An 8,665-nucleotide genomic window follows, 5' to 3' on the forward strand; every position below is an offset into this window, starting at 1 on the left:
AGCGCCGGCCCCTGGACCGGCGCGGGAACCTTGATCTGGATCAGGCCGCCCGGAACTCGGTCGCCGCGGCAGCCAGCGCCTGGCCTTCGTGCGCCAGGTGCATCACGCGGCGCGGCGGCTCGGACTTCATGCGATGGTCGCTCCACACCTGCCGCCAGCGGCGCGCGCCCGGCAGGCCGTTGTACAGGCCCATCATGTGGCGGGCGATCGAATGCCAGGGCGTGCCGCGCTTCGCGTGCTCGCGCTCCATGTAGGCGACCATCGCCTCCTCCACGTGCTCGCGCCGCAGGCCGGACGCCGGCTCGCCGTAGAACAGCTCGTCCCAGCGCGCCAGCCACCAGGGGTGGTGGTAGGCCTCGCGGCCGATCATCACGCCATCGAGCTCCGTCAGCTGCTCGTGCACCAGGGCATCGGTGGCGATGCCGCCGTTGGTGGCGATCGTCAGCGCCGGAAATTCCCGCTTCAGCCGGTGCACCAGCTCGTAGCGCAGCGGCGGGATCTCGCGGTTTTCCTTGGGCGACAGGCCCTTCAGCCAGGCGTTGCGGGCATGGACGATGAAGACCTCGCAGCCGGCCTCGGCCACCGTGCCGACGAAATCGCGGACGAATTCGTAGCTTTCGACCTTGTCGATGCCGATGCGGTGCTTCACCGTCACGGGCACGTCCACGGCGTCCACCATGGCCCTGACACAGTCGGCCACCAGCTTCGGCTCGGCCATCAGGCAGGCACCGAAGGCGCCGCGCTGCACCCGCTCGCTGGGGCAGCCGCAGTTGAGGTTGATTTCGTCGTAGCCCCAGTCCACGCCCAGCTTCGCGCAGTGCGCCAGGTCGGCCGGCTCGCTGCCCCCCAATTGCAGGGCCACCGGGTGCTCGGAGGCGTCGAAATCCAGGTGGCGCGGCACGTCGCCATGCAGCAAGGCGCCCGTGGTGACCATCTCGGTATAGAGGCGCGTGCGGCGGCTCAGCAGGCGGTGGAAATACCTGCAATGCCTGTCCGTCCAATCCATCATGGGTGCCACGCTGGTGCGCCACCCGTTCACTGCCTCTTGCATCCCCCCGATTGTCTCAGGGGTTCAGCCGGGCTGCCGGCTCACTTCATCTTGACCGCCGACCGGATCAGGATTTCCGTGTTCGGGGCGTGCGTCACCCCGCCCTTGGTGGAAGTGGCTGCCGCGCCGATGGCTTCCGCCGTCGCCGTGCCGGAGATCAGCTGGCCGAAGACCACGTCGCCGTCGAACTGGTGGTTGTCGATGAGATTGACGAAGAAGGCCGCGCCCGCGGTGTTGGCCAAGGCCACGGTGTATTGCCAGTTCTGCAGGCCGTTGCCGTTCTCCGCCGCCGGCGGCGGCCGGTTCGCCGCCTTGGGCTGCATCCCGGTGGTGTAGCCGCCGGCGTCGATGCGCGTGTCCGTGACCGGGGCGAACAAGGTCCCGGCGTAGAAGCCCGCGTCCACGTAGGCCAGGAAGTTGGCCACGGTCTGCGGCGACTCGGTGGCGAACAACTCGATCACCAGTTCGCCCAGCGTAGTCTGGACGCACACCGCCTGCAGCGGGCTCAGCTGGGCCGCCTGGGTGCCGGCGGCGCTGCATTTGGCGACCGTCACGTCGACGCCTGTGGTGGCGGTGGCGCCGCCCGGGTCGGTGACGGTGAGCATCGCGTGGAAGGTACCGGCGCTGGCATAGACGTGATTGTCCGAACTGCCGCTGGTGCCGTCGCCGTAGTTCCAGGACTTGGCGAGGGCCTGGCCTTCGGGGTCCGAGCTGGCGCTGCTGTCCAGGACGGTGACCGCCTGCAGCACCGCCTCGCCCTTCAGCGAAGCGGCGGCCACCGGCGGCTGGTTGGTGACCGCGCTGCCGCCGCCGCCCCCGCCGCCGCAGGCGGAGAGCACGGCCAGGCAGGCGGGAACGAGCATGCGCAACAGGTTCGTCTTCATGCGGGGCCTCCTTGTTGTCTCACAGCTCCGCCGAGCACTTCACGCCCAGCGGGATTTCCTGCTTCGGGTTGGCGGCTTCCAGGCGCACGCCGAAGGTGCCGCTGGCCGCGTCGATCAGCGGGTCGACCACCTTCACCACGGCCTGGAAGCTCTTGTCGAAAGGCGGCTCGGTCTTGATCCGGATCTGCTGCCCCACCTTCAGCTTGCCGAAACGCGCCGCCGGCAGCACCATCTCGACCCGCGCCGGGTCGGTCTGGGCCACCTTGATGATGGCGATGGTGCCCTCGCCCACCTGGGCCAGCTCGCCGGGGTTCTGCAGGCGCTCGATGACCACGCCGGTCACCGGGCTCGCCAGCATCCTGCGGCCGATCTCGGCCTCCAGCCGCTGCGCGTCCAGCCGCGAGAGCTCGCGGTTGTCCTTGGCTTCCAGCAGGTCGGCCTCGGCCACCCGCATCTCCGCTTCGGCGTCGTCGCGGTCCTGGGCCGACACGAACTTCTGCAGCTGCAGTTCCTCGCGCCGGCGGAACTTGACCTGCGCGTTGACCAGCTTGCTTTCGGCGGCGCGCTGCTGGCCCAGCATCACCGCGCGGTACCTGGCGATCGCAAGCGACGCCTTCTCGACGCTCGCATCCAATGTCACCAGCAACTGGCCCTTCTGCACGGCCGCGCCGCGGTCCGCATGCATGGCGACGATCTGCGCCGGCACCGAGCTGCGCAAGGTCACCAGCTGCGCGGGCCCGATCAGGCACTGCACCGGGTCGGCCGCCTGCGCAGCGGCGGCCGCCAGCGCAAGCAGCGCCGCGGGGCCGGCGCGCTCAAGCGCGGCCCGAGTAGGAAAGACTGGCTTCGAGTCGCTCATCGTGCTTCACCGCTTCCTTTCTGGTGCGTTCGTGCAGGCCTTCCATGCGCGCCTGCGCCCGCCGCCGCAGGCCCTCCAGCACCCACGCGCCCGGCAGCCTTCGCAACAAGGCGGACAGCAGGCCCGGCTGCCGCGTGAAGATCGGGTCTACCTGGCTGACGATGGCCTGCGCCGTGCCGGGGTCGCCCTGGCGCGCCGTGCGGCCGAACAGCTGGCGGTCCACCCGCCGCGATTCATGGAACTCGGACAGGATCACGTGCAGGCCGCCGAGCGCGCGCACCGCAGGCTCCACGCGGATGTCGGTGCCGCGGCCGGCCATGTTGGTGGCCACTGTCACGCGCCCGGCCTGGCCGGCGGCGGCCACCAATTGCGCCTCATGCGCGTCCTGCAGCGCGTTCAGCACCTCGTGCGCTATGCCGCGCTCGGCCAGCACTTCCGACAGGCGCTCGGACGCGGCCACCGAACGCGTGCCGACCAGCACCGCCCGGCCCTGCGCAGCCAGCGCCCCGGCGCTTCGTGCGATGGCCGCCCACTTGGCTTCCTCGTCGGGCAGGCAGGCGGCGCGCCAGGTGCGGCGGATGCAGGGCGCGTTGGGCGGCACGACCACGGTGGCCAGGCCATAGTCGCGCCACAGCTCCCGCCGCACCTCGCTGGCGGTGCCGGTCATGCCGGCGAGGCGCAGGTAGCGGCGGAAGAAACGCTGGTAGGTGATGCGGGCGATGGTGCGGTTCTGCTCCGACAGCTCGCAGCCTTCGCGCTGCTCGATCAGCTGGTGCAGCCCCTGCTCCCAGGTGCGGCCCGGCAATGCGCGGCCGGTGTTCTCATCGACGATCAGCACCTTGCCGTCCTTGACCACGTAGTGCTCGTTGCGCCGGAACAGGAACTGCGCCCGCAGCGCCTGCACCACCCAGTGTTCGCGCACGTGGCGCACGTTCCAGTCGCCGCCCAGCGGCACGCAGCGCTCCGTCAGCCACATGCGCCCGGCGGGCAGCAGGTGCAGTTCGCGCCGGCCCGCATGCAGCTCGTAGTGCTCGCGCGGCCGCATCTCGCCGGCGAGGTCCAGCGCCATGCACAACACGGCCGGATCCGCGATGCCGCCGGCGTTCTGCGACAGGATCAGCGGCGTGCGGGCTTCGTCGATCAGCACGCTGTCGGCCTCGTCGACGATGCCGAAGAACAGGCCGCGCAGCAGCGTGGGCTGGGCCGCCGCGCCAGTCGCGCGGCGCAGGCGCAGGTCGGCCTGGCTCACGCCCGGGCCGTGCGCCGCGCGGTCCTTCAGGTAATCGAACACCAATTCCTTGCCGGTGCAGTAGGTGATGGCGTTCGCGTACCGCGCCCGGCGCTCGGCCGGTTCCATGCCGCTGATGACGTGCCCGCAGCCCAGGCCCAGGAAGTCGAACAGCGGCCCCTGCTCCTCGGCGTCGCGCTGCGTCAGGTAGTCGTTGACCGTGATCACGTGCACCGGCTGGCCGGCGCAGGCCGCCACGGCCGCGGCCAGTGCGGCGGTGAGCGTCTTGCCCTCGCCCGTGCGCATTTCCGCCATCTGCCCTTGCAGCAGGCAGGAGGCGCCGGCGAGCTGCGCAGGGTAGGCGCGCTGGCCCAGGCTGCGCACCGCGGCCTCGCGCACCAGGGCCAGCGCGAGCTCACGCCCCACGCCTGCTTCCCAGCTCGCGCGGGCCGTGCGGCGCAGGCGCTCGCGCAGTTCCGCGTCGCTGCAGCCCTGCGCCATGGTTTCGAGCGCGCCCGCGCGGCGGGCGATGGCGCGATGCCAGCGCAGGCCACGCGCGATGCGCAGCGGCAGGTCGCCGGTGGCGCCGTGCAACCAGGCATCGACGCCTTCGCGCGGCGGCGCGCTGCGCTCCGCATAGAGGCTGGCGGGAAGATGGGCCCAGGCGAGCTGCATGGTCTTCACACCCCCAGCTGGGAAAGCAGCGCCCGCCGGCCCGCGCGCCACCAGCGCCAGCCGACCGCCTCGGGGCTGTGTTCGACGCTCACGTAGGCGCGGCTGCCCAGGTGCGGCAGGTGCCGCTCGGGGGGCAGCGCCGCTTCGAACTCGAACAGGCTCTCCATCGCCTTGACCTGGCGCTCGTCGCGCGGATCCACCAGCAGCCGGCCGCCACCGCCCTGCCCCAGCGCCGCGCTGGGCAGCTCGGGCGCGGCCTTGGGCACCGAGCGCACCAGGGTGGCCTGCATCGGCGCGCCGGGCTGCTGCGGGAGCCGCACCTCCACCGAGCGCACGTCCGCCTGCACGAAGGCGACGTCGGCCTGCTGCACGACGAGCCGCACCACCGGCCGGTACTCGCCCAGCACGTGCGCCACGATGTCGCCCTTGTGGACGAAGCGGCCAGGCTGGTCGTCGGCGCGCTCGATCAGCAGCGAACCCGCCGCGCGCGAACGCGCCCGCAACTGCGCCGCTTCGTCCTGCAGGCGCTGGAGCTGCGCGCGTTCCTGGGCCAGTGTCTCGCCCAGCTGCGTGGCCTGCGCCGGCTGCGTGCCCCAGACCGCATCGAGCTTGGCGGCGACCTCGTCGACCCGGCCCTGCTGCTGCGCGATGCGCGCGGCCAGCAGCGGGTTCGCCATCACCATCACCACGTCGCCGGACTGCACCGCGCTGCCGGGCGGCTGCAGGCGCTCGACGAAGCCGTCGGCGCCGGCGCGCACGGTGGCCTGCTCCGGCAGCCACAGCACGCCCTCCACCCGCGTATGGTGCGGCAGCGGCAGCACGAACAGCAGCAGCACCGCCGCGCCCAGCGTACCGGAGAGAACGAGCCACACGCGGCTCGCCCGCGCGACGAAGCGCGGGTCGGTGAACAGCGCGGCCAGCGCGCGGGCCACCGGCAGCAGCACGCCGGCCAGCACCGACCAGCCCGCGAGCAGCACGCCCAGCCCGAAGTAGTGCTGGCCGATGAACCAGGAGATGGCCAGCGTGACCGCCAGCCGGTAGACCAGGGCCAGCGACGCATAGACGAGAAACCAGCGCTTCTCGCCCCGGGTGGCCGGGAACGGCTTCGCGTCGCGGACACCGAACACGTAGCGCGTGGCCAGGTACTGCCAATAGCGCGTGGAGCGCGCGCCGAGGTTCGGGATCTCCAGCAGGTCGGCCAGCATGTAGTAGCCGTCGTAGCGCAGCAGCGGGTTGGCGTTGAACACCAGCGTGGTCACGCTGCCCAGCACCGCGATGTTGTAGGCCACGGCGCGCAGCGGTCCCGGCTCCAGGGCCAGCCAGGCGAACAGGGCCAGCATGGCCAGCCACAGCTCCGCCACCATGCCGGCCGCGCAGACCCAGGCGCGCTGCCACTTGCCGGGGAAAGCATGCGCCGCCGAGGCATCGACATAGGGCACGGGATAGAAGACCAGGAACATCAGCCCCATGTCGTGCACCTCGCCGCCCCCGCGCTTGACGGCGAAGCCGTGCGCCAGTTCGTGCACGGCCTTCAGCAGCGGGAACACCAGCGCGAGCAGCCACAGGTTGCTGGTGGCCAGCAGCCGCTGGCCGAAGTCGCGCGTGAGCTCGCTCCAGTTCTCGGCGGCCAGCACGATGGCGACGGCTCCGCCAAGCAGCGAAGCCAGCAGCCACAGCGCGGGCGGCAGGCGCGGCACCCAGGCCGCGGCGGCCGCCAGCGCGGCGTCCGGGTCCCATAGCGGCAGCTTGATCGACATCGGATTGAGCCAACGCGAGAGCCGCTGCCGGCGCTTGCGGCGGCCGCCGCGCTGCAGCAGCTCCGCGACGTCGGGCGTGCCGTCCACCTGCACCAGGTCGGCGGCATTGAGCTGCCCCAGCACCTGCACGATCTCGGCCTGCGTCGGCGTGTTCTCCTGCCGGCGCGCCACCAGCGCGTCCCACAGCTGCTGCAGGCTGCGCTTCCCATCCAGCTCCCGCACGAAGGCATAGCCTGCGGGGTTCAGGCGGAAGTTCTCGCCCGAGGCCAGGTCGTGCAGCAGGTACCAGACCTGGCCGCGGTAGACGTGCCGCTGGATGCGCACCTGCGGCCGCAACGCCGGCTTCAGCGCGGCGACGCGGAACCAGTGGCCGGACAGCAGCGCGGCGCTCATGGCAGCCATTCCCAGGCGGTGAGCCGCACCCAGTCCGCGAGCCGCCGCGTGGCGACCCACAGCGCCGAGGCGCTGCCGCACTCGATCTTGGCCACGCCTTCCATGCCCGGGCGCAGGCTGGCGCCGGCGTCACGCAGGTCGGCCTCGGCGCGGAAATGGTTGACGCCGCCTTCGGCCGAGGCGATGGAGGTCACGCGCTTCACTTCGAAGGCCTGGTGCTGGCCCGCCAGGCCGGCCAGGGCCAGCTCGCCCTGGCGGTGCGGCTCGACCCAGGCGATGTCGCGTTCGTCCACCTTCAGGATCAGGCGCCAGGCGGTCAGCGGCGCCACTTCGAACAGCACCTTGCCCTGCTCCACCGGCGAGCCGCGCTGCTGCGACAGGTCGCCGCGCACGATGACGCCGTCGAAAGGCGCCAGCAACTGCACCCGGCCCAGCTTCTCCTGCGCCAGATCGAGCTGCGCCCGCGCCTGCGCGGCCTGCGCCGCCGCCAGCCGCATCTCCACCCGCTTGCCGCCGGCCACCGCTTCGCGCTCCTTGCGCTCGGCCAGGTCCAGTTCGGCGCGCGCCTTCTCGGCATCGAGCTTGAGGTCGGTGTCGTCCAGGGTCGCGATCAGCTCGCCGGCCCGCACGGTGTCGCCGGCCCGCAGGCGCGCGTTCTGCACGAAGCCCTGGAAAGGCGCGACGATGGCCCGCTGCACCTCGCCTTCCACCATCGCGGGGGCGGTGACGCGGAAAGGCACGGGCACGACGGCTGCGACCACGACGGCCGTGGCGACAGCGATGGCGCCCAGCTTCCAGCCCAGAAGCGAATCGTCACCGGCGCGCCCGAGCGCATGCCGGGCGCTCGCGGCGGCGTGCTGCCACAGGCTGCGGTCCGCCTCGCGGCGCTGGGCCAGCAGCGGAGCCAGCATCATGCATTGGGTGTCCAGCGTCTCCAGGTCCTCGTCCGACAGCGGTTCCTGCCGCTGCAGCAGCACCATGCCGACCGGCACCGTTTCGTGGAACAGCAGCGCCGTCGCCACGCTTTCGCAGGGCACGGCCTCGGCATAGGCCGCGTGCGCCGGCAGGCTGCCCGCTTCGCAGCGAAAGCCGTTGCCTGCGTGGCCCTGCACGGACTGGCGCAGGTCGAGCGCTTCTTCCATCGCGGCGCAGGCCGCCTGGACGACGTTGCTGCGTTCATCGGTGTGCGAGGCGTTGGAGCGCGCCACGATGTGGACGCGCAGGCCATCGACCCAGCTGACCAGCACGGCATCCGCCTTCCAGCGGGCGGCCAGCCGGTTGGCGAGACTCAGGCAAGCGGCGTCGAAGGAGCCTTCGGCGACGACGGCGGCCATGGACTGCAGCAGGCCGCGCGCCTCCGCCAGCGCCTGCTGCGAAGCCGGACGTGCCGACTGCAGCGCGAGCAGCCAGCCCGCGCCCCAGGCCATGCGCGCCGCGGCGCGCTGCGCCTGCTCCGCATCCGCGAACTCCGCGGCGGCCAGGCCGCGCAGGTCCTCGCCTGCGCGCAGCGGTTGCGTCAGCAGCCAGCCGGCCGCCGTCTGCAGGCGCTCGGCTTGCGGTGAAGCCGCCGCCTGGGCCAGCAGCGGCAGCAGGTCCTGCACGGCCGCGCCCGCCGGTTGCACGGCGGCCAGGCGCAGCTCCGGGCCGGTGTCGCGCAAGAGCACCAGGCTGCGCAGGGGCGCCGGCTGTTCGCGCCCGAACTGTTCGAGCCAGGCGGTGCAAGCCTGCTCGGGCGTGGCTCCGGCCGGCAGCCCGGACCAGCGCGCGAGCACCGGGCCGGCGGTCGAGGGGGTGGCGTCATCGATGCGCATGGCCTACCTC

The 8,665-nt window shown here is 72.2% G+C and carries 6 protein-coding genes; all 6 read right to left on the reverse strand.

Annotation, left to right across the window (positions count from 1 at the left end):
• Positions 1-40: 40 nt before the first annotated feature.
• Genes dusA through HHL11_RS19155 form a run of 6 tightly spaced genes read right to left on the reverse strand, consistent with a single transcriptional unit; the run spans position 41 to position 8,655 of the window.
• Entirely contained in the window at positions 41-1,051 is a 1,011-nt protein-coding gene (gene dusA, locus HHL11_RS19130; protein ID WP_169420178.1) for a tRNA dihydrouridine(20/20a) synthase DusA, read from the reverse strand.
• Between the two features lie 38 nt (positions 1,052-1,089).
• Positions 1,090-1,932 carry a peptidylprolyl isomerase gene (locus HHL11_RS19135; RefSeq protein WP_169420179.1) on the reverse strand — a complete coding sequence of 281 codons (843 nt, stop codon included), beginning with the start codon at positions 1,930-1,932 and terminating at the stop codon, positions 1,090-1,092.
• Between the two features lie 19 nt (positions 1,933-1,951).
• Positions 1,952-2,791 (reverse strand): efflux RND transporter periplasmic adaptor subunit, encoded by an 840-nt coding sequence (locus HHL11_RS19140; RefSeq protein ID WP_169420180.1) that lies wholly within the window; start codon positions 2,789-2,791, stop codon positions 1,952-1,954.
• On the reverse strand, positions 2,748-4,694 hold the full coding sequence (locus HHL11_RS19145; protein WP_169420181.1) for a preprotein translocase subunit SecA: 1,947 nt from the start codon (positions 4,692-4,694) through the stop codon (positions 2,748-2,750). The genes HHL11_RS19140 and HHL11_RS19145 overlap by 44 nt, the downstream gene beginning before the upstream one ends.
• A 5-nt stretch (positions 4,695-4,699) precedes the next feature.
• Complete coding sequence (locus HHL11_RS19150) at positions 4,700-6,844, reverse strand: PqqD family peptide modification chaperone (RefSeq protein WP_169420182.1); 2,145 nt, start codon at positions 6,842-6,844, stop codon at positions 4,700-4,702.
• Complete coding sequence (locus HHL11_RS19155; RefSeq protein WP_169420183.1) at positions 6,841-8,655, reverse strand: RND family efflux transporter; 1,815 nt, start codon at positions 8,653-8,655, stop codon at positions 6,841-6,843. Before HHL11_RS19155 ends, HHL11_RS19150 begins: the two co-directional genes overlap by 4 nt.
• Between the last annotated feature and the right edge of the window lie 10 nt (positions 8,656-8,665).

The sequence above is a fragment of the Ramlibacter agri genome, from assembly GCF_012927085.1.
Classification (GTDB): Bacteria; Pseudomonadota; Gammaproteobacteria; order Burkholderiales; family Burkholderiaceae_C; genus Ramlibacter; species Ramlibacter agri.

Coding starts and splice junctions, on each gene's coding strand:
- dusA (WP_169420178.1), bottom strand. CDS start 1,051: ATGCAAGAGGCAGTGAACGGGTGGCGCACCAGCGTGGCACCCATGATG.
- HHL11_RS19135 (WP_169420179.1), bottom strand. CDS start 1,932: ATGAAGACGAACCTGTTGCGCATGCTCGTTCCCGCCTGCCTGGCCGTG.
- HHL11_RS19145 (WP_169420181.1), bottom strand. CDS start 4,694: ATGCAGCTCGCCTGGGCCCATCTTCCCGCCAGCCTCTATGCGGAGCGC.
- HHL11_RS19155 (WP_169420183.1), bottom strand. CDS start 8,655: ATGCGCATCGATGACGCCACCCCCTCGACCGCCGGCCCGGTGCTCGCG.
- HHL11_RS19150 (WP_169420182.1), bottom strand. CDS start 6,844: ATGAGCGCCGCGCTGCTGTCCGGCCACTGGTTCCGCGTCGCCGCGCTG.
- HHL11_RS19140 (WP_169420180.1), bottom strand. CDS start 2,791: ATGAGCGACTCGAAGCCAGTCTTTCCTACTCGGGCCGCGCTTGAGCGC.